The organism is Rhodococcus sp. H36-A4 (assembly GCF_027158005.1).
Lineage (GTDB): Bacteria > Actinomycetota > Actinomycetes > Mycobacteriales > Mycobacteriaceae > Rhodococcoides.
Window position 1 is genome coordinate 101210 of record NZ_JAPVLQ010000006.1, and the last position, 24214, is coordinate 125423.

The 24214-nt window shown below is 62.7% G+C and carries 21 protein-coding genes; 15 read left to right on the top strand and 6 right to left on the bottom strand.

Going from position 1 to position 24214, the window contains the following annotated elements:
- Window positions 1-174 precede the first annotated feature (174 nt).
- A complete protein-coding gene (locus tag O1W68_RS17130; RefSeq protein ID WP_283475887.1) occupies window positions 175-2439 on the top strand; it encodes a RelA/SpoT family protein in 2265 nt (754 codons plus the stop codon).
- A gap of 67 nt (window positions 2440-2506) precedes the next feature.
- Here the strand turns inward: O1W68_RS17130 and O1W68_RS17135 are convergent, their stop codons facing one another.
- Window positions 2507-3295 (bottom strand): peptidylprolyl isomerase, encoded by a 789-nt coding sequence (locus O1W68_RS17135; protein ID WP_269306061.1) that lies wholly within the window; start codon window positions 3293-3295, stop codon window positions 2507-2509.
- Window positions 3295-4152 (bottom strand): peptidylprolyl isomerase, encoded by an 858-nt coding sequence (locus O1W68_RS17140; protein ID WP_269305566.1) that lies wholly within the window; start codon window positions 4150-4152, stop codon window positions 3295-3297. Before O1W68_RS17140 ends, O1W68_RS17135 begins: the two co-directional genes overlap by 1 nt.
- A gap of 214 nt (window positions 4153-4366) precedes the next feature.
- On the opposite strand from O1W68_RS17140, the gene O1W68_RS17145 reads away from it, so the two are divergent.
- Genes O1W68_RS17145 through O1W68_RS17155 form a run of 3 tightly spaced genes read left to right on the top strand, consistent with a single transcriptional unit; the run spans window position 4367 to window position 6958 of the window.
- Window positions 4367-5065: an MBL fold metallo-hydrolase gene (locus tag O1W68_RS17145; RefSeq protein ID WP_269305568.1), complete on the top strand. Its 699-nt coding sequence runs from the start codon at window positions 4367-4369 to the stop codon at window positions 5063-5065.
- On the top strand, window positions 5062-6333 hold the full coding sequence (hisS, locus tag O1W68_RS17150; protein WP_269305569.1) for a histidine--tRNA ligase: 1272 nt from the start codon (window positions 5062-5064) through the stop codon (window positions 6331-6333). Before O1W68_RS17145 ends, hisS begins: the two co-directional genes overlap by 4 nt.
- Window positions 6323-6958, top strand: coding sequence for a hypothetical protein (locus O1W68_RS17155; protein WP_269305572.1), 636 nt, complete (start codon window positions 6323-6325; stop codon window positions 6956-6958). The genes hisS and O1W68_RS17155 overlap by 11 nt, the downstream gene beginning before the upstream one ends.
- 4 nt (window positions 6959-6962) lie before the next feature.
- Here the strand turns inward: O1W68_RS17155 and O1W68_RS17160 are convergent, their stop codons facing one another.
- Window positions 6963-7430 carry a DUF3237 family protein gene (locus O1W68_RS17160; protein WP_269305574.1) on the bottom strand — a complete coding sequence of 156 codons (468 nt, stop codon included), beginning with the start codon at window positions 7428-7430 and terminating at the stop codon, window positions 6963-6965.
- 145 nt (window positions 7431-7575) lie between these two features.
- On the opposite strand from O1W68_RS17160, the gene O1W68_RS17165 reads away from it, so the two are divergent.
- On the top strand, window positions 7576-8607 hold the full coding sequence (locus tag O1W68_RS17165; protein ID WP_269305575.1) for an Rv2578c family radical SAM protein: 1032 nt from the start codon (window positions 7576-7578) through the stop codon (window positions 8605-8607).
- Between the two features lie 3 nt (window positions 8608-8610).
- Here the strand turns inward: O1W68_RS17165 and ypfJ are convergent, their stop codons facing one another.
- The gene (gene ypfJ, locus O1W68_RS17170) at window positions 8611-9540 is read right to left on the bottom strand and encodes a KPN_02809 family neutral zinc metallopeptidase (protein WP_269305577.1); all 930 of its coding nucleotides are present in this window, start codon (window positions 9538-9540) and stop codon (window positions 8611-8613) included.
- 162 nt (window positions 9541-9702) lie between these two features.
- Between ypfJ and aspS the strand changes: the two genes are divergently transcribed.
- Window positions 9703-11529, top strand: a complete 1827-nt coding sequence (gene aspS / locus O1W68_RS17175) for an aspartate--tRNA ligase (protein ID WP_269305579.1) — start codon at window positions 9703-9705, stop codon at window positions 11527-11529.
- Between the two features lie 72 nt (window positions 11530-11601).
- On the opposite strand, the gene O1W68_RS17180 is transcribed toward aspS, so the two are convergent.
- The gene (locus O1W68_RS17180; protein WP_269305581.1) at window positions 11602-12597 is read right to left on the bottom strand and encodes a hypothetical protein; all 996 of its coding nucleotides are present in this window, start codon (window positions 12595-12597) and stop codon (window positions 11602-11604) included.
- Between the two features lie 151 nt (window positions 12598-12748).
- On the bottom strand, window positions 12749-13387 hold the full coding sequence (locus O1W68_RS17185; RefSeq protein WP_269305582.1) for an RDD family protein: 639 nt from the start codon (window positions 13385-13387) through the stop codon (window positions 12749-12751).
- Between the two features lie 329 nt (window positions 13388-13716).
- On the opposite strand from O1W68_RS17185, the gene O1W68_RS17190 reads away from it, so the two are divergent.
- From O1W68_RS17190 to O1W68_RS17230, 9 genes are all read left to right on the top strand, one after another.
- Window positions 13717-14886, top strand: coding sequence for a kinase (locus tag O1W68_RS17190; protein WP_269305584.1), 1170 nt, complete (start codon window positions 13717-13719; stop codon window positions 14884-14886).
- Window positions 14887-14917: 31 nt separating this feature from the next.
- Window positions 14918-16336, top strand: a complete 1419-nt coding sequence (locus O1W68_RS17195) for a replication-associated recombination protein A (protein WP_269305586.1) — start codon at window positions 14918-14920, stop codon at window positions 16334-16336.
- 70 nt (window positions 16337-16406) lie between these two features.
- Window positions 16407-19076 carry an alanine--tRNA ligase gene (gene alaS / locus O1W68_RS17200; RefSeq protein ID WP_269305588.1) on the top strand — a complete coding sequence of 890 codons (2670 nt, stop codon included), beginning with the start codon at window positions 16407-16409 and terminating at the stop codon, window positions 19074-19076.
- 2 nt (window positions 19077-19078) lie between these two features.
- Window positions 19079-19615 (top strand): Holliday junction resolvase RuvX, encoded by a 537-nt coding sequence (gene ruvX / locus O1W68_RS17205; RefSeq protein WP_269305590.1) that lies wholly within the window; start codon window positions 19079-19081, stop codon window positions 19613-19615.
- Complete coding sequence (locus tag O1W68_RS17210; protein WP_269305592.1) at window positions 19612-20946, top strand: endolytic transglycosylase MltG; 1335 nt, start codon at window positions 19612-19614, stop codon at window positions 20944-20946. Before ruvX ends, O1W68_RS17210 begins: the two co-directional genes overlap by 4 nt.
- Before the next feature lie 5 nt (window positions 20947-20951).
- Window positions 20952-21761, top strand: coding sequence for a shikimate dehydrogenase (locus O1W68_RS17215; protein WP_269305594.1), 810 nt, complete (start codon window positions 20952-20954; stop codon window positions 21759-21761).
- Between the two features lie 95 nt (window positions 21762-21856).
- Window positions 21857-22447 (top strand): prepilin peptidase, encoded by a 591-nt coding sequence (locus tag O1W68_RS17220; protein ID WP_269305596.1) that lies wholly within the window; start codon window positions 21857-21859, stop codon window positions 22445-22447.
- Window positions 22448-22459: 12 nt separating this feature from the next.
- Window positions 22460-23647, top strand: coding sequence for a chorismate synthase (gene aroC, locus O1W68_RS17225; RefSeq protein ID WP_269305598.1), 1188 nt, complete (start codon window positions 22460-22462; stop codon window positions 23645-23647).
- Window positions 23644-24207, top strand: a complete 564-nt coding sequence (locus O1W68_RS17230) for a shikimate kinase (RefSeq protein ID WP_269305600.1) — start codon at window positions 23644-23646, stop codon at window positions 24205-24207. Before aroC ends, O1W68_RS17230 begins: the two co-directional genes overlap by 4 nt.
- Window positions 24208-24214: the final 7 nt, after the last annotated feature.

Sequence of the window (24214 nt, forward strand, 5' to 3'; positions counted from 1 at the left end):
AGAGCGTCTGTGCCCGGCGCAAGACCGGGCCATGAAACTCAAACGCGGCAGGAGGCGATCAGTGTGACCAGTTACCTCGACCAACCCTCGCCCGAACGGCCCGCTTCGGATTCCGCGACGCCCGAATCGAATACGGCCGATCCGGCCGCTCCGGCGACAGCCGGACGCGGGTCTGTGCCGGCTGTTCCTACGTCGGCATCGAGAAGGGTTCGCGCTCGTCTGGCGCGCCGGATCACCGCTGGTCGCTCGGCTGCCGTCAAACCGGTTCTCGAGCCTCTTGTCAGTCTGCATCGGGACCTGTACCCGAAGGCCGATCTTGCGTTGCTGCAACGTGCCTACGATGTCGCCGACGAGCGGCACGCTACGCAGATGCGCAAGTCGGGCGATCCCTACATCACGCATCCGCTTGCAGTGGCGAACATCCTCGCCGAGCTCGGGATGGATACGACCACGCTTGTCGCTGCCCTGCTGCACGACACTGTCGAGGACACGGGATACTCGCTCCCGCAACTCACCGAGGAGTTCGGTGAGGAGGTCGCGCATCTCGTCGACGGGGTCACCAAACTCGACAAAGTAGCGCTCGGCACCGCAGCCGAAGGCGAGACCATTCGCAAGATGATCATTGCCATGGCACGCGATCCCCGCGTGTTGGTGATCAAAGTCGCCGACCGGCTTCACAATATGCGGACCATGAGGTTTCTCCCACCGGAGAAGCAGGCGCGCAAGGCCAAGGAAACCTTGGAAGTTATTGCGCCGCTAGCTCATCGGTTGGGAATGGCGACGGTCAAGTGGGAGCTCGAAGACTTGGCGTTCGCAATCCTGCACCCCAAGAAGTACGACGAGATCGTCCGACTCGTCGCGGACCGGGCGCCTTCCCGTGACACGTACCTCGAGAAGGTTCGCGCGGAAATCAACGCATCGTTGTCGGCGTCGCGTATCAGCGCCGTGGTGGAGGGGCGCCCGAAACACTACTGGTCGATTTATCAGAAGATGATCGTCAAAGGACGCGACTTCGACGACATTCACGACCTCGTCGGCGTTCGTATTCTGTGCGACGAAATTCGTGATTGCTACGCGGCGGTCGGCGTCGTGCACTCGTTGTGGCAGCCGATGGCCGGCCGCTTCAAGGACTATATCGCCCAGCCCCGATACGGCGTCTACCAATCGCTCCACACAACTGTGGTCGGGCCCGAGGGCAAACCACTCGAGGTGCAGATCCGTACCCGGGAGATGCACAGGACAGCGGAGTTCGGTATTGCCGCGCATTGGCGATACAAGGAGACCCGAGGCAAGCACGGCAATGACAACGCCGAGGTCGACGACATGGCCTGGATGCGTCAACTGCTCGACTGGCAGCGTGAGGCAGCGGATCCGGGGGAGTTCCTCGAATCTCTGCGTTACGACCTCGCAGTCAAAGAGATCTTCGTGTTCACCCCGAAGGGGGACGTTGTAACCCTGCCTGCGGGTTCCTGCCCGGTCGACTTCGCATACGCGGTCCACACCGAAGTGGGGCATCGTTGCATAGGGGCGCGCGTCAACGGCAGGCTCGTCGCGCTGGAACGCACCTTGGACAACGGTGAGGTGGTCGAGGTTTTCACCTCCAAGGCCGCCACCGCGGGTCCCAGCCGTGATTGGCAAGGTTTCGTAGTATCTCCGCGTGCCAAATCGAAGATCAGACAGTGGTTCGCCAAGGAACGCCGCGAAGAGGCACTGGAAGCCGGTAAGGACTCGATCGCGAAGGAAGTCCGTCGTGGAGGTCTGCCACTTCAGCGCCTGATGAACGCGGAATCGATGTCCACCATCGCCCACGAATTGCGCTATGTGGATGTCTCCGCGCTGTACACGGCGGTCGGTGAAAGCCACGTCTCTGCCCAGCACGTCGTACAACGCCTGGTTGCTCACCTGGGCGGGGTAGGCGACGTCGAGGAAGAGCTTGCCGAACGTTCGACACCGTCGACGATTCCCACCCGGGCCCGACATATCGGTGATGCAGGCGTGCTCGTCTCGGGCTCCGAAGGCATCGTGGCGAAGCTGGCCAAATGCTGTACACCGGTTCCGGGTGACGAGATCCTCGGATTCGTCACCCGCGGAGGTTCGGTCAGCGTGCACCGAACCGACTGCACCAACGCCAAGTCGCTGGAGGAGCAGTCCGAACGGTTCGTCGACGTGCAATGGGCGCCGTCGGCATCATCGGTCTTCCTGGTCGCCATCCAGATCGAGGCCCTCGATCGGCACCGACTGCTCTCCGATGTCACGAAGGCTCTGGCCGACGAGAAAGTCAACATTCTGTCGGCATCGGTGGCGACCTCGGGTGATCGAGTTGCCATCAGCAAGTTCACCTTCGAGATGGGCGACCCGAAGCACCTTGGGCATGTTCTCAACGTCGTCCGAAACGTCGAAGGTGTCTTCGACGTCTACCGCCTGACCTCGGCGGCCTGAACCTCCACTGATACGGTCGGGCGGCGTGAACGCGCCGCTCGACCGTATCAGTGGACTCGCGTCGGCTCTAGGTGACGGTTTGAATTGTCACAGCTGCGTTCGGTGCGCCGTCGCCGCCGGGAGTTGCGACCCCTGCCGCAGCGACCTTGTCGAGCGTGGCGAGTCCGTCGGCAGAAATCGTCCCGAAGACGGTGTACTGCGGAGGTAGCACCGAGTTCTCGTAGACGAGGAAGAACTGGCTCCCGTTCGTGTCGGGTCCGGCATTCGCCATCGCGAGCGTTCCGCGCGGGTACACAACCGGTGTCGACGCGGCGGGGTCATCGGCGGGGTAGGCCGTCGTCGGGTATTCGTTCGGGTATTCGTAACCCGGGCCTCTGCTTCCCTTGCCCGAAGGATCACCACACTGGAGAACCTGCAAGCCAGGGGAGGTGGTCAGACGATGACACGGGGTGTCGTCGAAATAGCTCTGAGCTGCCAAGTTGGTGAAGCTGTTGACAGTGCAGGGTGCTTCGGCCCGGTCCAAGATCAATCCGATCGGCCCCTGGCTCGTCTTCATCGCCACCTCGACCGTCCCTTCGGCGGACACCTCGTCCGTCGTCGGAGGGTTGTTGTCTCGGACGGCAGGACTTGCCGCAGGATAGTCACAACTCGTAGTCGGTGATTCGGGCGTAGGAACCGCGGGCAGTGCTCCGAACTGGCTCAGATCCAACTCCGGCTCGGGCGCGGCGCTGGTCGCCTTCGGCGTCGATGCTGCCGCCGTCGTCGTGGATGTCGCGGTGCCCGATGTGTCCGACGAGCAACCGGCCACGAGCACGGCTACCGCGCCGGCAGCAACGAACAATGCCGACCGTGTGATCACAGGTCGCTCACCACGTTCGTGATATCCACCGGAAGGGCCGGTTTACCGTCCTGGGCGCCGCCTTCGGCCCCGCCTGCTGCGATCTTGTCGAGAGTCTGCAGTCCAGTCTCGTCGATGGTTCCGAACGCCGTGTACGCGGGAGGCAGCTTCGAATCACCGAAGACGAGGAAGAACTGGCTTCCGTTGGTGCCGGGCCCGGCATTTGCCATGGCGATGGTGCCGCGGGGATAGGAGATCGGCTGGCTGGCTGCAGGGTCACCGACGTTGTATTGGTCGACCGGGAACTCATCGGCGAACTCGTAACCGGGTCCGCCCTGACCGGTACCCGCAGGATCGCCGCACTGGAGCACCTGCAGGCCAGCAGATGTCGTGAGACGGTGGCAGGAGGTTCCGTCGAAGTATCCCTGGTTTGCGAGTGAAACGAAGCTGTTGACAGTGCACGGCGCCTGCGGGTTGTTCAGCGTGAGCCCGATGTTGCCCTGCGAGGTTTCCATGCTGTAGCTCAGGGGCTCGTCGCTCGTCGGAATCGCGTCGGTGCGCGGTGGCGTGTTCGGCTTCGCCGCCGGTGCCTGTGCCGCCGGGTACGCGCAGTTCACGGTCTCCGGAAGCGGCTCGGAGCGGCCGTCGGTGATGAGCGTGTCTGCAGAAGGAGTGTCCGATGCAGTCGTCTCGGGTTCGTCGCCACCTCGGGTGATCGCGAAAACGACTGCGACCGCGCCGATTACGACGGCCACGCCCAGAACAGACCCGGCGATCGTCAGCTGTTTACGCTTCTTGGCTCGCTCTGCTCGGCGTTCGAGTTGTCGCTCGAGCTTCTTTTTCGCTGTCTCACGCCGTTGCTCGTTGCTGGGCAATTCGCCTGTCCTCCCGCTTGTCCTCGATCGATTACCGGCGCTCGATCCGGCTGTTCGGAGCCGAAACCGGCCGTCAGTGAGTGTGCCATTACATCCTGAGAACACTCTGACGGGCACCGCGGCACGTAGCGCCAGGCACTGGCGATGTCAGTGTGGACACCGTGCAACTAAGCTGAAGAAAAGACCGTGCCAGACCGATCTAGGAGCTACAGCTGTGCTCGTCACCGGATTCCCGGCGGGAATGTTTCAGACCAACTGCTACATCCTCGCCCAGGACGGGGCAAAAGAATGCGTCGTCGTCGATCCCGGTCAGGATGCGGCAGAGCCCCTGTTCGAGTTCTTGAACTCCTCGAACACGACGCCGGTTGCTGTGCTCCTCACTCATGGGCACCTCGATCACACGTGGTCCGTGGAACCTGTCTGCAGCAAGTTCGGGATCCCCGCCTACATTCAGGCAGAGGACCGCTACATGCTTTCGGATCCGATTCGAGGGACCGGGCCGGCATTGGCCGCGATGTTGGGTGACGCCGAGTTCCACGAGCCGGACGAGGTGCTCGATCTCGAGGACGGAATGGCTCTCGAACTCGCCGGTATCACGTTCGGCGTGCTTCGGACGCCGGGCCACACTCAGGGTTCGGTGGTATTCACGACAACGATCGATGCGCCGGACGATGATGTGTCCATTGCTTTGACCGGGGACACTCTCTTCGCCGGTTCGATCGGCCGCAGCGACCTTCCCGGTGGTGATCATGATCAGCTACTCCGCTCGATAGGCCGGTCTCTGCTACCGCTGGCCGACGACACCGTGATACTTCCCGGACACGGCGGCCAGAGCTCCATCGGCCAAGAACGCGCGTCCAACCCGTTTCTCGTTGGACTGTCCGGTCCCGAACAAGGAAATATGCACTCGTGAGCAAGCCGACGACCTTCTCTGCACCCAAGGGTGTTCCCGACTACTTTCCGCCGAACTCCGCCGAGTTCGTCGCTGTTCGAGAGGGGCTATTGACCGCAGCGCGAAATGCTGGGTACGGGCATATCGAGCTGCCGATATTCGAGGACACCAGCCTCTTCGCGCGCGGCGTCGGCGAGTCGACCGATGTGGTCAGCAAGGAGATGTACACCTTCGCCGATCGAGGGGACCGATCGGTCACCCTGCGGCCGGAAGGCACTGCCGGGGTGATGCGCGCGGTCATCGAACACGGCCTCGATCGAGGGGCGCTCCCGGTAAAGCTGGCATATGCCGGACCCTTCTTCCGCTACGAGCGGCCGCAGGCCGGCCGCTACCGTCAGCTGCAACAAGTGGGTGTCGAGGCGATCGGCGTCGACGATCCAGCTCTGGACGCCGAAGTCATCGCCGTCGCTGACACCGGATTTCGTAGTGTCGGATTGAGCGACTTCAGGCTCGAGATCACCTCTCTCGGTGACGACACCTGTCGCCCGCAATACCGAGAGCGACTGCAGGAGTTTTTGTTCGCCCTGCCGCTCGACGAGGACACTCGACGCCGTGCGGAGATCAACCCGCTGCGTGTGCTGGACGACAAGCGACCGGAAGTCCGCGAGATGACTGCCGACGCACCGCTCATGCTCGATCATCTTTCCGATTCCGCCAAGGCGCACTTCGACGAGGTGCTCGCCCACCTCGACGCGATGAAAGTTACCTATGTGGTCAATCCGCGCATGGTGCGAGGGCTCGACTACTACACGAAGACCACATTCGAGTTCGTGCACGACGGCCTCGGTGCCCAGTCCGGAATCGGAGGCGGGGGCCGCTACGACGGCCTTATGGCGCAGCTGGGTGGCCAGGAGCTTTCGGGAATCGGATTCGGGCTCGGCGTCGACCGTACGATGCTCGCGCTCGCAGCCGAGGGCAAATCGGCAGGTGCTTCCGCCCGGTGCGCAGTCTTCGGAGTTCCGCTCGGTCTGGAAGCGAAAGCGAAAGTCGTGGCCATCGCAGGGGAGTTGCGACGAAAAGGAATCAGCGTCGACCTGGCCTACGGAAATCGTGGTGTGAAAGGGGCAATGAAGGCAGCCGATCGGTCGGGAGCGCGCTTCGCATTGGTACTCGGCGACAAAGAACTTGCCGAGACATCCATCGTTGTCAAAGAACTTGCCACCGGTGAACAGCAGCAGGTTTCGTTGGATGGCGTCGTCGATCATCTGGAGGCCCGTCTTGCCGACTGACGGCTCGGATCGCGTCGATCTCGATTTGGTCCCAGTCGAGTTCATCAGACCACGGCTGATGAAGATCATGGTCGGCGCAGTAGTGGTCGCGATCCTGCTCGCAGTCATCGCGAGCTTTTTCCTACCCGTGGTTGTGGCCGTCGTGCTCGGTGTCATTGTCGTGGTGCCGACGGTGGTCTCGACATGGATAGTGTTGCGGCGTCGAATATGGCTGAGCGGCAACACTATTCATGTCCGCGGCGGCTTCCGGACGAAGCAGTTGTCGGTGCCGAAGGTCGTGACGGCCGAGATTGCGGTGCGGACCGCGCGGATCGACAACGTCACTCTCCGGTTGTACGACGGCGACTCTCGCGTCACGATCGCACTTGCGCTCTACACCCAGGGCGGTGGCCGAGAGCTGCCGATCCTGTCTTTGCGCAAGCTCGCCGACGTGCTCTGGACCACCGAGTTGGTTCCGGCGGCCGCGATCGCATCGGTTCTGGTCGATCAGCTCAAGGCAGAAGCGCGCGACGCGGGTCTACACGAGCGGCCCCTGTTTCGAGCCATCGAGCTGGTCCGCTCGACGGGACGAACTCCGCTGGCCACTTTGACCGATCGCGAAGTCGCCGAACTGTGTTCGAGCTGATGGGTCAGGTCACCAGGAATGCGTCGAGCACAACAGCTTCGGCCGATCGTGAGCCGGACGTCACCACCAGCGCGCGGTTGAGGTAGGTGAACTGCGGCACGGAGGTCGCGATGTCCAGAGTCCCGCGGAAGTAGTACGTGGCCGGATCGACTTCTTCGGTCCCTCCCAGTGCCGCGATGACATCGGCCGGGCCGAACTGGAGTCCGCGGTACGACAGTGAGAGATATCCTCCCATCGTCAGTTCGAGAGTGAGCTCGGCGCTGAATTCGGTGCAGCCATCCGATCGAGTCAATCCGAAGACGGACGAAGTGCCGGCCAGCGTGCCTTCGATGTCGGGTCCGGGCGCGGCGCCGCCGAGAATGGGGATGACGACTCGTTCTCCCGTGGGTACACCACCGATGTCGATCGGAATTCCGAGAGCCACGCCGAGTCGCAGGATCGGTTCGAGCGTCGGGATATTCGGTGCAGTCACGGCGAGAAGTGCTCCTTCTTGTTCGGGCAGTGGGTACACGCTATCCTTCTCCGCATTTGTCGCACCCGCCTAGTGCTCCGCGAAGCGAAAGGTGCACGCCTCGTTGCGTCTTGACATGACATAGAACAAATGTTCGACTGTGTGCATGCGATGGGCGGGACAAACACTCGACGCTGCCGATGAGGACGCCTTACCGGGTTTGGAACGTGCAGGCCTCGTGCGTAGCGTGCAAACGCCGGAGTTCGAGGGCATCACGTTCCACGAGGTGCTGTGCAAAAGCGCATTGAACAAGATTTCCGGTGACGCCTCCTTACCTTTCACCTGGACGATCAACCCTGCGCGTGGTTGTTCGCATGCGTGCCGCTATTGCTTCGCGCGCCCCACCCACGAGTATCTCGGATTGGACTCCGGCAACGATTTCGATTCGCAGATCGTCGTCAAGACCAACATTGCTGCGGTGCTCCGCAAGGAACTTTCTCGAAGATCGTGGAAGTGTGAACCGGTTGCGCTGGGAACCAATACCGATCCCTACCAGCGCGCGGAGGGGCGCTACCGGCTGATGCCGGGCATCATCCGAGCACTGGCGGAGTCCGGGACACCGTTCTCGATTCTGACCAAAGGCACGTTGCTGCGGCGTGATCTGCCCCTGCTGACGCTCGCGGCTCGGGAGGTGGATGTGCGCATCAGCATCAGCCTCGCTATCCACGACGCGGATCTGCAGAAACAGTTGGAACCCGGGACTCCGAGTCCGCGGGCCCGGCTGGATCTGATCCGTTCGATTCGGGAGGCAGGTTTGCCATGCGCTGTGATGGTGGCACCGGTCATCCCATTTCTGACGGACGGAGCCAAGCAGCTCGACGGACTGCTCGAGGCGTTGGCCGAGGCAGGTGCCACGTCGGTGACCGCGTTGCCGATGCACCTACGGTCCTCGAGCAAGGATTGGTTCATGTCCTGGCTGGCCGAGCAACACCCCGCCCTTGTTCGGCGGTACCGGCAACTCTATGGGCGCGGGTCCTACGTGACCCCCGAGTACACGAGGTGGTTTCGCGAACGAATCGACCCTCTCCTCGACCGTCACGGATTTGCGCCGGGGGACACTCGATCTCTGCCGGAGAACACTCCGGTAGGGGCAGCATCGAAGATCGATGTCCCGGTCGCTGCCCTCACGTTGTTCTGATCGTCACCGGGTGAGCGCGGGAGGAGTGAGTAGATCGCGCGCCGAAAACGTATCGCAGGCCGCGACCTGGCCCGTCCGATAACCCGCGAGGAACCATTTCTGTCGTTGCTCGGACGAGCCGTGGGTCCAACCTTCCGGATTGACCCGGCCACTCGACGCCTGCTGTATCCGATCGTCGCCGACCGAGGACGCTGCGGACAAGGCGTCGCGGATATCGGTGTCGGTCAACGGAGCGAGGAAGGGAATACCGGTGTCCTGTGCAGGAATCGTCGCAGCGTGATGCGCCCAGACCCCTGCGTAGCAGTCCGCTTGCAGCTCGACTCGGACAGCACCTGATTGCGGGCCCTGTGGATCCGCTTGCGCGCGGCCGATGTCGCCGAGCTGGTTCTGGATATGGTGGCCTACCTCGTGCGCCACAACGTATTCCTGTGCCAGAGGGCCGCCGCTGGATCCGAACTGGTCGACGAGGACCTGAAAGAAACTCGAGTCGAAATAAGCCGTCGAGTCGGCAGGGCAATAGAACGGGCCGACAGCACTGGTGGCGTTGCCGCATCCCGTGCTGATCGAACCGGTGAACAGCTGTACGGCCGGCTGCACATACGCAACCCCGGTCTGCGACTGGAGTTCGGATTCCCATACCGTGTCGAGGCTGCCGACGGTGAAGCTCACGCGGCAGTCGATATCGGCGTTGGCGTCGGCGCCCGTCTCGCAGTTCTCCACCGTTCCGCCTGCCTGCGACTGACCCGCATTGTCGGTAGAGCCGCTGAGCTGACCGAGCACAGATCCCGGATCTCCACCGAACAGCAAGGCCAAGACCAGAATGACCAGGCCGCCTGCACCGCCGCCCAGAGCGAGCTTGCCGCCTCGTCCGCCACCGCCTCCGCCGGTCGACACCCGGCCGGGTTGCATACGAGCACCCTCGTTGAAGGTCATGGCCGAAATCCTCTCTTCGGGGGTCAATTCTGCGAGCTGTCGGTCGTGGTCGGGCACTAGCTTCGCACGCCGTCGTGGGATCGCGTTTCCGGTCGGCGTAGGTGTCTCCGTAGGATTGGTTACCGACGAACACGCTTTGTGAAATTTTGTGAAAGGAAACCCGTGCTGCGCACCCACCTCGCCGGCTCACTTCGACCCGAGCACGTCGACCGAACAGTCACCCTGACGGGTTGGGTTGCGCGGCGACGCGATCACGGCGGTGTCATCTTCATCGACCTTCGTGACGCGTCCGGCGTCGCTCAGGTCGTCTTCCGTGAAGGCGACGTCGCCGGACAGGCCCACCGCCTACGGGCGGAATATGTGGTGAAGGTGACCGGCAAGGTCGAGACCCGGCCGGACGGTAACCAGAATTTCGAGATTCCGACCGGCGCGATCGAAGTCGACGCAACCGCGATCGAGGTTCTCGCCGAGAGTGCCCCGCTTCCGTTCCAGCTCGATGAGCAGCCGGGCGAGGAAGCTCGCCTGAAGTACCGGTACCTGGACTTGCGTCGCGAGGGCCCGGGAAGCGCTATCCGTCTGCGATCGCATGTCAATGCTGCAGCACGCAGTGTGCTGGCGCACCATGAGTTCGTCGAGGTCGAGACACCCACTTTGACGCGGTCCACGCCGGAAGGTGCACGGGATTTTCTCGTGCCTGCGCGGTTGCAGCCGGGTAGCTTCTATGCGCTCCCGCAGAGTCCGCAGCTGTTCAAGCAGCTGCTGATGGTCGGCGGAATCGAGCGGTACTACCAGATTGCACGTTGCTACCGAGACGAAGATTTCCGGGCCGATCGTCAGCCCGAGTTCACCCAGCTCGACGTCGAAATGAGTTTCGTCACCCAGGAAGACGTCATTCTGCTGGCCGAGGAGATCCTTGCGGCTCTGTGGAAACTGGTCGGCTACGAGATCGTCGACAAGATTCCTCGGATCACGTACGCCGATTCGATGCGCCGTTACGGGTCGGACAAGCCGGATCTTCGGTTCGAGATCGAACTCGTCGAATGCACCGACTTCTTCGCGGACACGACTTTCCGGGTATTCCAGGCACCGTACGTCGGAGCGGTAGTGATGCCGGGCGGCGCCTCGCAGCCGCGCAAGCAGCTCGACAAATGGCAGGAGTTCGCCAAGCAGCGTGGGCACAAGGGACTTGCCTACGTTCTCGTCGGCGAGGACGGAAGCCTCGGTGGACCGGTAGCGAAGAATCTCACCGATGCCGAGCGCGACGGCCTCGCATCTCACGTCGGCGCCAAGCCCGGTGATGCAATCTTCTTCTCCGCGGGACCGGTCAAAGGCTCGCGCGGACTACTCGGTGCAGTGCGTGGCGAGATCGCGCGCAAACTCGACTTGATCGACCCGAAGGCTTGGGCGTTCGTCTGGGTCGTCGATGCGCCACTGTTCGAGCCGACGTCCGACGCGACGGCCAGCGGTGACGTTGCCGTCGGCTCCGGGGCGTGGACGGCCGTGCACCATGCTTTCACTTCACCGAAGCCGGACTCGATGGCGACTTTCGACGCCGATCCGGGGTCCGCGCTCGCCTACGCGTACGACATCGTCTGCAACGGCAACGAAATCGGTGGCGGCAGTATTCGTATCCACCGCAAGGACATTCAGGAACGCGTGTTCGCGGTGATGGGGATCGGCGAAGCCGAGGCACAGGAGAAGTTCGGATTCCTGCTCGACGCTTTCAGCTACGGAGCGCCACCGCACGGCGGAATCGCATTCGGTTGGGACCGGATCACTGCACTACTTGCCGGAGTCGACTCCATCCGCGAGGTCATCGCATTCCCCAAGTCCGGCGGCGGCGTCGACCCGTTGACCGACGCACCGGCGCCGATCACGCCGCTGCAGCGTAAGGAATCCGGCATAGACGCCAAGCCGGAGAAGGACGCCAAGCCCGAGAAGAAGGAATCCGCGCAGACCGAAAAGGATGAGCCTTCGGCTGCTCGATAGTCGACATCACAGTGAAAGGGCCCCGATTCTCTCGAGAGAATCGGGGCCCTTTCCAGTTGTTCGACCGAAGACTCAGGCGACAGGTTGTCCGCTCGTCACGATGCGGTAGGCATACGTCGAGGCAATGATGGTGATCGGAATGGTCACCAGTAGTCCTAGCCCGCATGGGATCGCGCCGAGAATGTTGATTCCGACGAGTGCGAGCGCAAGCAAGAACAACTGGCCCGCGTTCGACGAAATTGCCCTGAAACTCGACTTGATTGCAGTGATCGCATCCTCGTTGCGGTCGACCACGAACTGAAGCGTCCACCACGTCAGAAACACCACAATGATGCCCGGGATGATCAGCAGCACGAAGCCGATCGTCGCCATGATCCCGATCAGCACGCTGGCGATGATGATCGCTGCCACATTGGCGAATTGGAAGAACGATCCGATCGTGGGCTTGGTCCCGTCGACCTCGTGCAATGCACCGCGAACCATCGCAGCCTGGATCAGGTAGGTCACGACCGCACCGACAAGCGTGCCGATGATTCCCAGAACATTGAAACTCGACGAGAAGTCCCCGGAAGTGTCGAATCCGCCAAAGATCAGATTGACCACGAACTGCAGGACTGCGGCGATGAGGACGATTCCGACCCACACACCTGCGTTGTTCTTGAACTTGTTCCAGCCGAAGGAAATCGCGCCGCCGATGTCGAGCGTCGGGGGTAGTTCGCCACTTGATCCGGATCCGTGCGACCCGTAGTTTCCGGGCGGCGGGGGGTAGTTGCCGGGGGGCGGGGGGTAGTTGCCGGGAGGTGGGGGGTAGTTCCCGGGTGGGTAGTTGCCCGCTGGAGGTGGGTAGTTGCCGGACGGTGGCGGGTATCCACCAGGGGGTGGGTATCCACCGGGCGGGGGATAGTTACCGGGGGGTGGGTATCCACCCTGAGGTGGGTGATTGCCGGGTGGGGTGTTGCCCGGTGGCGGGTAGCCGCCCGCTCCTGGTTGCGAAGACTTCCCCAGGTCTGGTCGGTCGGGGTCTGGAGTGCTGCCGTACTGCGGGCCGGTCGGTGGGTTCTCGCTCACGGTATTTCTCCTTTTTCAGGGACTTCAGGTCATTGTGCGCCGTTCAAGTCGGCTGAGCATCCGTATCCGTCGGTCGGTGAAAGCTGAAGGCGGATCCATCGGGACTCTTCCGATGGATCCGCCTTGTTACACCCCTGTACTCGGGCCAGGCTCAGTTGACCGTGATCACCTGAGTGCCGCCGGCAAGTTCGTCGTGCTTGCCCTGCTTGATGGGGCTCGAGTTGATCGTCACAGCAATGACGATGTACGCGACGAAAACGAGCAAGCCGCCCAGAACTGGGACGATGTTCAGCAGCAGAAACGCATTTCGCTTCGCAGCTTCGGCTTGCGTGGGATTGCCGCCTGCAGCGCCGAGAGTGCGAAGACCCAGCAGTTGTTTGCCCAGCGTTTGCCCACGGCTCGACTCGAGAAGCGTGAAGTAAGCGAATCCCAGAACCGCGGTGACGAGGCCGAGAATGAACTGCCCGACGAACCCGTCCGGCGAGATTGCATAGACGACGAGCGCCACTACGGCCACGATGATGCCGTCGATGAAGCGAGCGGCGAACCGCGCTCCCAAGCCTCCTGGCCGGCCGCCTCCTGGCAACTGAGATCCGAGGCCGTACCCAGCATTACCCGAGGCGGGCGGCGGTGGGTAATTGCCGGGTGGCGGGTAGTTCCCCGATGGTGGGTAGTTGCTGGGCGGGGGGTAGTTGCCGGGTGGTGGATAGTTTTTGCCCGGATTCTGCGGATACTGCGGCTGATTCGGGTCTACGCCGCCGTACTGCGGATCATTGGGCGGGTTGGTCACGAAATATCCCCTTCTTATCGTTGTTCATCCTGAACGCGCCGTCGCGTACTGACGCAATTTCAGGGTGAGCGAACCCCACCGGCTCGGATGTGTCAAGCCTGAGGTGGCGACGTGCTGTGCACGTGTCGAATCGAATCGCACTTTCCGAAGACGCAGCTACCACCCCGGGAGTTCCACCAGTGGTAATACCCTTGTTTGCGTTCTGTCCGGTTCGATGCTCGTCGTGATGAAATTGGTATCGGCGATTCCCCAGGTCAGTCCGAGCCAAGCCGATTCGACGCATCGGAGCCGCCATAGTTTGTCATACAGACCGGGTACCTTGGTATGCGATGACCGCAACATTGGCAGATCCTGTCTCAGAGGTGGTAGCAGCTGCGCAGCAGTTGCTCACCCGACGTACCGGTGCACACGTCACCCTGGTCGATCCCGTCGACCTAGGAGGCAGTGGCCAGGCAATTGTTCTTCGCGTTCGAGTTTCGGGGAATCTTTTTCAGTTGCCGCGAACCCTGGTGATCAAGCAGGTCCGAGACACCGCAACCGACACCGAACTCCACAGCGAAGCGGAGACGGTCGGCGGTAGCTCGGCCTTTCTCCGTGAGGCGGCGTCGTATCAATTCACTACGGCTCTCGCGACCGACAGTCGGCCAGGGCCGGCCCTGCTCGCCTACGACCTGGGGGCAAGGCTGCTTGTTCTCAGCGATCTTGGCGACGCCAGTTCGATCACTGCGCTTCTCAAACATTCCGACTCGGCATCGGTTACCAACTCGTTGATGGCCATGGCGCAAGCACTCGGACGTATGCATGCCGCCACCGCCGGCCGAGAGGACGACTTCGCGGCGCTGCTCAGACGTGTAGGGCTGACGCACTCGTCCGATGGTATTTCGGAGCAGATACCGGATGCGCTTGTTGCCGTGCCGAAGATGCTCGTCGAAGAACTCGGCATGACGGACACCCCGCAGCGGGTCCTGGACCGGGTGGAGCGTAGCGGGCGGTTGTTCGCGCACGGCGCGCTTCGTGCCTTCAGCCCGTCCGACCTGTGCCCGGACAACATAATCGTCAATGGGGAGGGCGTGCGCTTCCTCGATTACGAATGGGGCGGCTTTCGAGACGCGACCCTCGACATCACCTACGCGTTGGCGTCCTCTCCAGGGTGCCTGTGCCATTTCGACCTCTCGACCGAGCGTGCACAAGCCATGGTCGACGCATGGCGAGCCGAGGTGGTCGGAATCTGGCCGCAGCTGGCCGACGACCGGGTCCTTGCGTCGAAAATTCTCGATGCTCAGCTCATCTGGGTCTGGATGTCGACTTACTGGTTTTTGCCCGACGACCACACCCGGATCGCCGCCGCGCGTAGGCATCACCTCTCCGTTCCACGGTCCGAGGCACTCATATCGCGTTGGCGGATCCTCTTCGAACAGGCGCAACGTACCGGTGACCACGATGTGGCCGATTTCGCCGAGAGAGTTCTGGCGTCTCTGAGGTCGAAGTGGGACCGCTGAACCTCGGCCGAAGTTCTGTAGCGTTCGACTGGTGAGTATCGGTTTCGGAGCTGGATTCGACGAGGGTGAAGAAAGCGGACTGTTCGAGACCTTGGACGCCGATGAACCTGACCCCGGTGAGCTGGATCCGGCGAGCATCGACGCAGGCGAAGTGCCGCGTCCGAGCCGGTCCTACGCCCGACCGGACGCTCCGTTGGCTGTGCGGATGCGCCCCAAAAATTTGGACGAGGTAGTCGGACAGGGACACCTCCTCGCACCGGGCGCCCCGTTGCGACGCCTGGTCGAAGGTTCAGGGGCATCTTCGGTCATGTTGTACGGTCCACCCGGCACCGGCAAGACCACGTTGGCTTCGCTCATCTCCGGAGCGACAGGTCGCAGGTTCGAAGCGTTGTCGGCGTTGTCTGCCGGCGTCAAAGAGGTTCGGGTAGTCATCGACCTGGCTCGCCGCCGGTTGACTGCGGGTGAGCAGACCGTCCTGTTCATCGACGAGGTTCACCGGTTTTCCAAGACGCAGCAGGATGCCCTGCTGGCCGCGGTGGAAAACCGAATCGTTCTTCTGGTGGCCGCGACTACGGAGAATCCGTCGTTCTCAGTCGTCTCACCGTTGCTGTCCCGCTCCCTCGTGCTCCAACTGCACCCGTTGAGTTCTGCAGACATCGAACTGTTGCTCACTCGCGCCGCCGACGATCCGCGGGGACTGGACGGAGCTGTCTCGATCGACGCCGATGCCATGGCTCATCTGGTTCGTTTGGCAGCAGGAGATGCACGTCGAGCATTGACCGCGCTCGAGGCGGCCGCTGGGGCAGCTACCGGACCGACACTCGACCTCGCCACCGTCGAAGCGAGTGTCGACAAGGCGGCGGTGCGGTACGACCGTGACGGAGACCAGCATTACGACGTCATCAGTGCGTTCATCAAATCGATCAGGGGATCCGATGTCGATGCCGCATTGCACTACTTGGCGCGGATGATCACAGCCGGAGAGGATCCGAGATTCATCGCACGCAGACTTGTAGTACATGCGAGCGAGGACGTCGGAATGGCGGATCCCACCGCATTGCAGACGGCGATGGCTGCTGCGACCGCGGTGCAGCTCATCGGTATGCCGGAGGCGCGATTAGCGTTGGCGCAGGCCACAATTCATCTAGCGACAGCGCCAAAGTCCGGCGCCGTCATCGCTGCGCTGGGTGCGGCGATGGCCGACGTGGCAGCAGGCAAGTCAGGTCCGGTGCCCGCCCATCTGAGGGACGGACACTACAAAGGGGCGCAAGCGCTCGGCAGTGCGGTGGGTTACAAGTATCCGCACAGCGATTCAGGCGGTGTTCTCCGGCAGCAATACCCACCGGACGAATTGGTGGGTGTGGACTACTACGTGCCCACTGATCACGGTGTGGAGCGTGAGATCGCGACTCGTGTGGGCAAGCTACGCCGGATCGTGCGTGGCCGTTGACATACAAGCCGTTGACGTGCAAGTGGTGGTGATGACACGGGGTGCACCGGCGGCGCGTTAACCTGTACCGGTGCAAACCCACGACATTCGCAGGCGTTTCCTCGACCACTTCGTAAAGGCAGGCCACACCGAGGTGGCCAGTGCCTCGTTGGTGCTCGACGATCCCAACCTGTTATTCGTCAATGCAGGAATGGTGCAGTTCGTTCCTTACTTCCTGGGCCAGCAGACACCTCCGTTCGCCACGGCGACGAGTGTTCAGAAGTGTGTCCGCACACTCGATATCGAGAACGTCGGCATCACCACGCGGCACAACACGTTCTTTCAGATGGCTGGAAACTTCTCGTTCGGGGACTACTTCAAACGTGAAGCGATCCACTATGCCTGGACGCTTCTGACCGGCAGTGTGGCCGACGGCGGATACGGATTCGATCCGGAGCGGATCTGGGTGACCGTGTATCTGGATGACGACGAGGCCATTTCGCTGTGGAAAGAACTTGCTGGGATTCCCGACGAGCGGATTCAGCGCCGAGGGATGGCCGACAATTACTGGTCGATGGGAATTCCCGGTCCGTGTGGGCCATGCTCGGAGATCTACTACGACCGCGGGCCCGAATACGGTGTCGATGGTGGGCCGGAAGCCGACGAGGATCGTTATATCGAGATCTGGAATCTCGTCTTCATGCAGAACGAGCGCGGTCAGGGAATCAGCAAGGACGATTTCGAGATCCTGGGGCCGCTGCCGAAGCAGAACATCGATACCGGCATGGGCGTCGAGCGCGTGGCTTTCCTGCTTCAGGGGGTCGACAACGTCTATGAGACCGACCTCGTTCGTCCGGTCATAGCCAAAGCCGAGGAACTGAGCGGCCGGTCGTACGGCAAGAACCACGAGGACGACATCCGGTTCCGTGTCATCGCAGACCATGCGCGCACCGCCGCGCTGCTCATCTCCGACGGCGTCAACCCGGGCAACGATGGGCGCGGATACGTGCTGCGTCGTCTGTTGCGCAGAATTGTGCGCTCGGCTCGTCTGCTCGGTGCGCCGGACCGGACCATGGGCCAGCTCATCACCGTCGTCCGCGACACCATGGCTCAGTCGTACCCGGAGCTCGTCACCGGCTTCGATCGCATCCTCACTGTCTCGGTCGGCGAGGAGTCGGCGTTCCTCAAGACCCTCACTTCCGGTTCCAAGCTGTTCGACACAGCTGCGGAGTCGGTGAAGTCGACAGGAAAGAAGACAATCGGCGGCGCCGAGGCGTTCGCGTTGCACGACACTTACGGATTCCCGATCGATCTGACGCTCGAAATGGCGTCGGAGGCAGGTTTGAACGTAGACGAGGACGGTTTCCGGTCGCTGATGGCCGAACAGCGTCAGCGCGCGAAGGAAGACGCACGTTCACGTAAGCACGCCCACGCCGACCTGTCCGTCTACAAGGACTTCGTCGACCTCGGGGCAACGGAGTTCACCGGCTTCGAGGAGTTGTCCTCGGAGGCGAATGTGCTTGCCCTGATCTCGGGCGGAGTTCGCGTCCCGACGGCTACAGCGGGGGAGTCCGTCGAGGTCATTCTCGATCGCAGCCCGCTGTATGCGGAATCGGGTGGACAGATCGCCGATATCGGAACGATCAGTGGCCCAGGTTTCAGCGCAGACGTGGAAGACGTCCAAAAGATCGCGAAGAAGGTGTGGACGCACAAGGTCACGGTCCAATCGGGTCAGATCACCGAAGGCGACGTCGTGCGCGTCGACGTGGACCCATCGTGGCGTAAGGGCGCAACGCAGGGGCACTCCGGAACCCACATGGTGCACGCGGCACTGCGGCAGGTCCTCGGCCCCAATGCCACGCAGGCTGGATCGCTGAACAAGCCCGGGTACCTCAGATTCGACTTCTCCTGGCAGGGCGCACTGTCCGAGGCTCAGCGACACGACATCGAAGCTGTCGCGAACGACGCGATCGGTGCCGACCTCGCTGTCAACACCTTGGTTACCGACCTCGACAGCGCCAAGGCCATGGGCGCGATGGCGCTGTTCGGGGAAAACTACGGGGACGAGGTTCGCGTCGTCGACATCGGTGGTCCGTTCAGCATGGAACTGTGTGGAGGAACGCACGTACAACACACCTCGCAGATCGGGCCGGTCACGTTGCTCGGCGAGTCGTCGGTGGGTTCCGGGGTGCGCAGAGTCGAAGCATTCGTCGGCCTGGATTCGTACCGCTACCTGGCGAAAGAACGCGCCCTGCTCGCCGGGATCGCGTCCTCACTGAAGGTTCCGACCGAGGAAGTGCCAGGCCGGATCGAAACACTGGTGGAGAAGCTGCGAGTGGCGGAGAAGGAACTGGAGGCTGTGAAGGCAGCTTCCGTGCTCGCTTCGGCAGGCGGCCTCGCTGCAGGTGCCGAACGACTGGGACCCATTCGAGCAGTCATAGCGCGCGCCCCCGACGGCGTTGGCGGCAACGATCTCCGCGGTCTCGCTGCCGACGTCCGCGGCCGTCTCGGGTCCGAACCTGCGGTTGTGGTCCTTATCGGTGATGTCGATGGGAAGGTTCCCTTCGTGGTTACCGCAAACGCCGGAGCACAGGAAGCGGGTGTGAAAGCAGGGGAACTGGTGGCCAGCTTCGGCCCGGCCATCGGTGGACGCGGCGGCGGTAAAGCCGAATCCGCACAGGGATCCGGATCGAATCCAAGCGGTATTGCCGATGGATTGGCCGCTGTGCGTGCCCGGATCGCAGAACTCGTCGGCGCTTGATCGTGCCGGATTCGTCTCATCGACCTCCCGGCCTTCCGGACCGTCCAGGAGCGGACGATCCCGGCCTCGGACGTCGCATCGGAATCGACGTCGGAAGCGTACGTGTCGGTGTTGCAGTCAGCGACCCACGGTGCGTACTCGCGACCCCGGTGGAGACTGTCGTGCGGTCCAAGCCCAAGGGATCGGACGCATCCGACGTCGCGCGTGTCGTCGAGATCGTCACCGAGTACGAGGCGGTCGAGGTGGTTATCGGACTCCCACGCACTCTGCGAGGAGAGAGCGGATCCGCGGTCAAGGCAGCTGAGGGTTTTGCACGAGTATTGTCGCGGCGACTGCCCGGCGTGCCGATTCGGATGTCGGACGAGCGATTGACTACGGTAACTGCGACGCGTGCACTTCGAGACAGTGGTGTGCGGGGGAAATCACAGCGCTCGGTCATCGATCAAGCTGCTGCGGTCGCAATCCTGCAGGGGTGGCTGGATGAGCGGTCCGCGCGGCTGAAATCGGCAGAGACCGATCCAACGCCGGAGGTCGAGTGAACAACCAAAGGTCCACGGACCGGGGGAAGTACGAGTACGACGACGAAGCGCTGACGGATCCGATCGGGTATCAGGTCGACGAGGGCAGCGAATTTCATCACGCTGTGACTCGTGGCGGTCCGCAGGAGGTGGGACGTTCACGAGCGGAGGTTCGGCAGGACCGGTCGGCCCGAAAGCGCAAGCAACGCGGTCGCAAGGTCGGGTTGGCGCTGGGGATGATCCTCGTCATCGTGATCGCAGTGGGAGGTTTCCTCGTGTACGACCGGTTTGCCGGTGGTCCGGTGGCCCCCGAGGACTTCACGGCTGGTAGTTCGGGGCCGTCGGTGGTGCTACGAGTGCAGCCGGGTGACACTGCAGATCAGATCGGTGTCGAGGCGACCGAGAAAGGCATCGTGGCGAGTTCGGGTGCCTTCATGGAAGCTGCCGTCGTCAACCCGGCAATGTCGTCGGTGCAGCCCGGCTACTACCTGCTCGAAAGTCATGTACCTGCTCAGGATGCAGTGACAGCACTCGTCGATCCGTCCGCTCGAGTCGGCAACGTCGTGATTTCCGAGGGCCGTCAACTTCACGACTCACGCGACGTCAATACCGATGCTGTCAAAAGGGGCATTTACACGCTCTTGTCGGAAGCAAGCTGCATCGACACGACAGGTGCAGGCACGCCGACGTGTATTTCCTACGCCGACTTCAACACCGCAGGTGGGCTCGCCGAGCCGACGGCGTTGGGTGTTCCGGAATGGGCGCGTGCCGAGGTGAGTGTGGTCCCCGATCGAGACCGCCAGTTGGAAGGACTCATTGCTGCCGGCACGTGGGACTTCGATCCGACCGCAGCACCGGGTGAGATTCTCCGACAGCTCGTGGAAGAAAGTGCGGCAACCTACGAGAACACCGGGATACTGACCGCAGGCACCAGCTCGGGGCTCAGCCCGTATCAGACCTTGGTGGCAGCGTCTCTCGTCGAGCGTGAATCGCTTCCGTCGGATTTCAGCAAGGTAGCGCGCGTCATCATCAATCGGCTGGCCGCACCGCAGAAGCTCGAATTCGACTCGACGGTGAACTACTCCCTCGACACAACAGAGGTCGCGACCACCGACGAGGACCGAGCGACGGTGACGCCGTGGAACACCTACGCCATGGAGGGACTCCCGGCGACCCCGATCGCGGCGCCGAGCATCGGGGCCGTCGAAGCGGTCGAGGCTCCCGCAGACGGCGATTGGTTGTACTTCGTGACTATCAACCAAGTAGGTGAGACGTTGTTCACGCGCGACTACGACGAGCACCTCGCGAATATCGGAAAGGTCGAGGATGGATTCCTCGACAGCGGACGGTAGAAACCGTGCGTGCCGCCATTCTGGGTAATCCGGTCATCCATTCGAAATCGCCCCAGTTACATCTCGCTGCCTACCGTGCCTTGGGTCTGAGCGATTGGACCTACGAACGCATCGAGTGTTCTGCCGATCAACTGCCAGGACTCGTGGGTTGTCTCGGTCCGGACTGGGTCGGCCTGTCGGTGACGATGCCGAACAAGGTCGCGGCGTTGGAGTTCGCCGACACGAGAACCGATCGTGCGGTTCTTGCAGGCTCGGCGAACACCCTGGTGCGCACCAAGACCGGATGGCGAGCCGACTGCACAGATGTCGATGGGGTGACGGGGGCGCTGCGCGAGGCCGGTGTCGTCGATCTTGCCGGTCGGGCAGTCATGGTCGTCGGAGCCGGCGGAACATCGAGGCCGGCTCTCGTCGCGCTCGCCGAAATGGGGGCACGATCGGCGACAGTTGTCGCACGATCGGCAGATCGAGCCCGCGAGACCCTCGCATGCGGCGAAGCGGCGGGCTTGAGGACCGCGTTCCTTGGTATGTCCGACGGATCGCTGCCCGGCGCAGCCGCCGCGGCGGCCGTCGTTGTCAGTACCGTGCCGGCAGAGGGCGCTGCACCGGTGTCGGCGGCCCTTGCGCATGCGCCGATCGTTCTCGACGCAATTTACGATCCATGGCCGACGCCGTTGGCGACCGCGGTGGAATCGGCTGGTGGCATCATCGTCTCGGGCCTGTCGATGTTGCTCAATCAAGCTTTCGGGCAGGTCGAGCAATTCACAGGTCTATCCGCGCCGCGCGCGGCGATGATGGCAGTGATCGAAGCCTACTGACGGGTTCATCCACAGGTGGCTCGCCGATACACAGGGCAGTTGTCCACCTGGGAATCCGAAGCGGCGTGGGTCGGGAGTAGTTCCACACTTGCCGCATGACCACATCATCTTTGGGATGGGCACTCGCGTTCGGTTCGATCGGATGGGGAGTAGGACTCGTCACCGAGCGAACTGTGAGAGGGCTGGCACCGTCCTGGGAGGCGTTCGGACTTCCGTTGGTGCTGGGCGTGGTGTGGTCGGCGGGATCACTGCTCGGTTGTGGGATCGCGCTCGGGCTGTTGGGTTGGTGGTGTTCGGTGTTGGCGTGCATCGACATCGGGTGCAGGCGATTGCCGAATCCGTTGACAGGTGCAGGAGCGTTCGTTGTCCTGTTGTTCGGAGCAGTCTCCGGCGACATCGCGCCCATGTTCGTCGGTGCGGCGGGTCTGTTCGGCAGCTATCTCCTCGTTCATGTGTGTCTGCCCATGGCATTCGGTGCTGGTGACGTGAAGCTGGCGTGGCCACTCGGTGGTGTCGCGGCGATGGCGGGTCTCGACACGTGGGCGTTGGTTGCGATACTTCCGCCGCTGCTGACCGGGCTGGTAGGGGTGACGATGGCGGTGTTCGGCCGCAGAGACTGCACCGTTCCCCATGGCCCATCCATGTGCCTGTCGACCCTGCTGGCACTCGCGGCTGCACCGACATGAAAAGATGAGGCCGTGCTGCGCTGGATAACTGCCGGAGAATCTCACGGCCCTGCCCTCGTGTCCATCCTCGAAGGAATGGTCGCGGGTGTCGAGGTGACCTCGGACGACATTGCCGATCAGTTGGCTCGGCGCCGACTGGGCTACGGACGCGGCGCCCGGATGAAGTTCGAGGCCGACAAGGTGACGATCACCGGTGGTGTCCGTCATGGTCGGACCATCGGCGGCCCGATCGCCATCGAAGTCGGCAACACCGAATGGCCCAAATGGGAACAGGTCATGTCCGCGAACCCGGTGGACCCGTCGGTTCTCGACGCGTTGGCGCGGAACGCTCCGTTGACCAGGCCCCGTCCTGGGCATGCCGATTACTCGGGAATGTTGAAATACGGATTCGACGACGCCAGGCCGGTTCTCGAGCGGGCGAGTGCCCGTGAGACTGCCGCGCGGGTGGCGATCGGCACCGTTGCGCGTAGCTTCTTGAAACAGGCACTCGGTGTCGATGTCGTGTCCCACGTCATTTCCATCGGTGCGTCGGACCCCTATGTCGGTCCACCACCGTCCGGTGACGATCTCGACGCGATCGATGCGAGCCCGGTGCGGGCCTTCGATGCCGCTTCGGGTGAGTCGATGATCACCGAGATCGAGGCTGCGAAGCGAGACGGCGACACCCTCGGCGGCGTTGTCGAGGTCGTCGTACATGGGCTTCCTGTCGGCCTCGGCTCGTTCGTCAGCGGAGATCGTAAGCTCGATGCACGACTTGCTGCAGCGCTCATGGGAATTCAGGCGATCAAGGGCGTCGAGGTAGGTGACGGCTTCGAAACGGCCCGTCGTCGAGGCAGTGCCGCGCACGATGAGATCACCCCGGGCCCCGACGGCATCCTGCGATCGACCAATCGCGCAGGTGGTATCGAAGGTGGCATGACCAACGGTGAGCCTCTTCGCGTCCGGGCAGCGATGAAGCCGATCTCGACTGTTCCTCGCGCGCTCGCGACGGTGGATATGTCGACCGGCGAAGAAGCCGTCGCGATCCATCAACGCTCCGATGTATGTGCGGTACCCGCTGCGGGCGTCGTAGCCGAGACGATGGTGGCTCTCGTTGTGGCGCAGGCGGTGCTCGAGAAGTTCGGTGGCGATTCGTTGGCGGAGACGACGAACAACGTCGCGCATTACCTGAAGGGCAACGCCGCCCGACCACCACGATGACTCCCTACGCGGTGCTGGTGGGACCTCCTGGCGCAGGGAAGTCCACCATCGGTAGGCGCGTGTCGCAGGCGCTCGAGTTGGAGCTGCTCGACACGGACGCAGCGATCGAGCGCCGCACCGGTCGTACGATTCCAGAAATCTTCGCGCAGGACGGTGAGCGAGCGTTTCGGGTGATCGAGGAGCAGGTTGTTGCCGACGCGCTTGCCACCCACGCGGGCATCGTCTCGCTCGGAGGCGGATCGATTCTCTCCGATCGCACACGCGCATCGCTGGCGTCGCAGACAGTGGTCTACCTCGAAATCAGTGTCGCGGAGGGGTTGCGTCGTACCGGGGCCAACACATCCCGCCCGCTGTTGGCCGGTCCGGATGCACGCGCCACATATCAGGCTTTGATGCGCACACGGCGCCCCCTCTATCGAGCGGTCGCGACCATTCGCGTTCGCACGGACGGGCGAAGTCCGGCCCGAGTGGTCGGACAGGTCGTGGCGAAGCTGAAGCAACATCATGCCCAGGAAGGCACTACGCCATCAACAGTGCACAACGAGTCGTCGAGTGGATGAAGGTGAA

Coding starts and splice junctions, on each gene's coding strand:
- O1W68_RS17230 (WP_269305600.1), top strand. CDS start 23,644: ATGACTCCCTACGCGGTGCTGGTGGGACCTCCTGGCGCAGGGAAGTCC.
- O1W68_RS17220 (WP_269305596.1), top strand. CDS start 21,857: ATGACCACATCATCTTTGGGATGGGCACTCGCGTTCGGTTCGATCGGA.
- O1W68_RS17190 (WP_269305584.1), top strand. CDS start 13,717: ATGACCGCAACATTGGCAGATCCTGTCTCAGAGGTGGTAGCAGCTGCG.
- O1W68_RS17165 (WP_269305575.1), top strand. CDS start 7,576: ATGCGATGGGCGGGACAAACACTCGACGCTGCCGATGAGGACGCCTTA.
- ypfJ (WP_269305577.1), bottom strand. CDS start 9,540: ATGACCTTCAACGAGGGTGCTCGTATGCAACCCGGCCGGGTGTCGACC.